Annotated in this window: 3 protein-coding genes; all 3 read right to left on the bottom strand. The window is 66.2% G+C overall.

Features of this window, described 5'->3' with window-relative positions:
* Positions 1-327, bottom strand: a 327-nt coding sequence (locus EOA28_RS32910) for an AMP-binding protein (protein WP_148671012.1), incomplete at its 3' end; no start/stop codon positions are given.
* A 45-nt stretch (positions 328-372) separates the two neighbouring features.
* Positions 373-1,959 (bottom strand): gamma-glutamyltransferase, encoded by a 1,587-nt coding sequence (gene ggt, locus EOA28_RS32905; protein WP_128315708.1) that lies wholly within the window; start codon positions 1,957-1,959, stop codon positions 373-375.
* Between the two features lie 20 nt (positions 1,960-1,979).
* The coding region (locus EOA28_RS32900) for an ABC transporter permease subunit (RefSeq protein WP_128315707.1) at positions 1,980-2,286 on the bottom strand (307 nt) is incomplete at its 5' end.

Here is a 2,286-nt window from a genome sequence, read left to right as displayed (position 1 = left end):
GCCGACGAGGATCGCCTTGACGCCGATGTCGGTCAGGTAGAAATCGAGCTCGTCGGCCCGGTAGGCCGGATTGAGCGGCGCGGTGGACGCGGCCGCCGCCACAGCGATGAAGGCCGTCGCCATTTCCGGGCCGTTCGGCAGCACGATGGCGACGCGGTCGCCACGGCCGATGCCCAGCGCGTTGAGCCGCGCCACCGTATCGCGGATCAGCTTGCGCAATCCGCCATGCGAGAGGGCCGTCCGTTCGGGCGCGGCGATGGCCGGCGCGTCATCGGCGCCGGAGGCAAGACGATGGGCGAGATCGGTGGCGTTTTCGCTGTTTGTCATGGTTCCAGACTATGTTTCGAACGATCGGCCGATGTCCAGCGCTGCTCAATATCCGAGCGCCAGGCCGTCCTTGCGCGGATCGGACGCGCCGGTCAGCGTGCCCTTTTCCCAGTCGATCAGCACCGCCTGTCCGCCGCCCAGCGGGTGATCGGGCTCCACGACACGATGACCACGCCGGCGCAGGCCTTCAACGGCATCGGGATGCACGCTGCGCTCGGCCTCGACGACGTCGTGGTTGTAGAAGACGCGGGCCGCGTCGATCGCCTGCTGCGGGTCCATGCCGAAGTCGATCATGTTGGTCACGAGATGCACATGGCCGAAAGGCTGGTAGCCGCCGCCCATGACGCCGAACGGCATCATAGCGCGGCCGTTCCTCGTCATCATACCCGGCATGATCGTGTGCATCGGCCGCTTGCCTGGCGCTATCGCGTTCGGGTGCTTCGGATCGAGGCGGAAGCTGGAACCACGGTTCTGCAACACGACGCCGGTCTTCGGGCCGACGACGCCGCTGCCGAAGGAATAATAGGTCGAGTTGATGAAGCTGACCGCGTTGCGGTCGCGGTCGACGACGCTGATATAGACCGTGTCGCTGCCGGGAAGATCGAGACGCGGCAGATGGGTCATGGCGCGCTCGGAATCGATCGCGGCGCGCAAGCTGTCGGCATAGGCGCCGGAAAGTAGCGCCTGGACCGGCACATCGACATGATCCTGGTCGGCGAAAAACGCATCGCGATCCTGATAGGCCAGGCGCCCCGCCTCGATCTCAAGATGCAGACGCTCGGCACCCTCGGGATCGAGCTTGCCGAGGTCGAAGCCCGAAAGCACGTTCAGCATCAGAAGCGCGGTCAGGCCCTGGTTGTTGGGCGGCATCTGGTGGATGTCGTGGCCGCGATAGGAGGTGCTGACCGGGGTGCGGTAATCGCCCTTGGTCGCGGCGAAGTCTTCCAGCGTATGCAGGCCGCCAAGCGCACGAAGGCGTCCGACCAGATCGTCCGCGACAGCGCCTTGATAGAAACCGGTGCGGCCCTTTTTCGCGATGATGCGCAACGTCTCCGCCAGCTCCGGCTGGCGATGGATGTCCCCCGCCTTCGGGGGCCTGCCGCCGGGCAGGAAGATGCGCGTCGCCACCTCGTCGGCCGACAGGTCGGTCTCGGGATCTTCCCAGTCGAAGGCGACACGGTCGTGCACGACATAGCCTTCTTCCGCATAGTGAATGGCCGGAGCGAGCGCATCGGCCAAACCCCGGCGGCCGTGGTCCTCCAGCAGCCGGCACCAGGCATCGACGGCGCCTGGAACGGTGACCGCGTGCGGACCGTGCAGCGGCAGTTCGCTGAAGCCCTTGTCCCGATACCAGTCGACGGTCGCGGCGGCGGGTGCGCGGCCAGAGCCGTTGAAGGCGATCACCTCGCCCTGCCCCTTCGGGCAATAGAGCACAAAGCAGTCGCCGCCGATGCCCGTCGATTGCGGCTCGACCACCGCCTGGACCGCGGCCGCGCAGACGGCGGCGTCCATGGCATTGCCGCCGGCGCGCCGCATGTCGATCGCGGCAAGGGTGGCAAGCGGATGCGAGGTCGCGGCCATCGCCTCGGTGGCGCGGACCGGCGAGCGGCCGGGAAACTGGAAGTCACGCATGCTGGTTCTGGTATCCTATATCAACGTCCGCGGCCGAAAAGCTGGGCGGCGGACAACAAGACGATCGATAGCACGATCAGGCAAGTCGAAATGGCGGCGATCGTCGGATCGATCTGGTCGCGCAGCGCATTGAACATGCGCCGCGTCAGCGTCGTGGTCTCGCCGCCCGAGATGAACAACGATACCACCACCTCGTCGAAGGAGGTGATGAAGGCAAACAGCGCGCCCGAGACGATCGAGAATCTTATTTGCGGCATCGTCACCTGGAAGAAGGCGGAGAAGCGGCCGGCGCCGAGGCTGCGCGCCACCATCTCCTGGTTCATGTCG

The organism is Mesorhizobium sp. M2A.F.Ca.ET.067.02.1.1, from assembly GCF_004023285.1.
Lineage (GTDB): Bacteria > Pseudomonadota > Alphaproteobacteria > Rhizobiales > Rhizobiaceae > Mesorhizobium.
The sequence above is the reverse complement of the archived record's forward strand: the minus strand, read 5'-3'. Positions and strand labels throughout refer to the sequence as shown.

Coding starts and splice junctions, on each gene's coding strand:
- ggt (WP_128315708.1), bottom strand. CDS start 1,959: ATGCGTGACTTCCAGTTTCCCGGCCGCTCGCCGGTCCGCGCCACCGAG.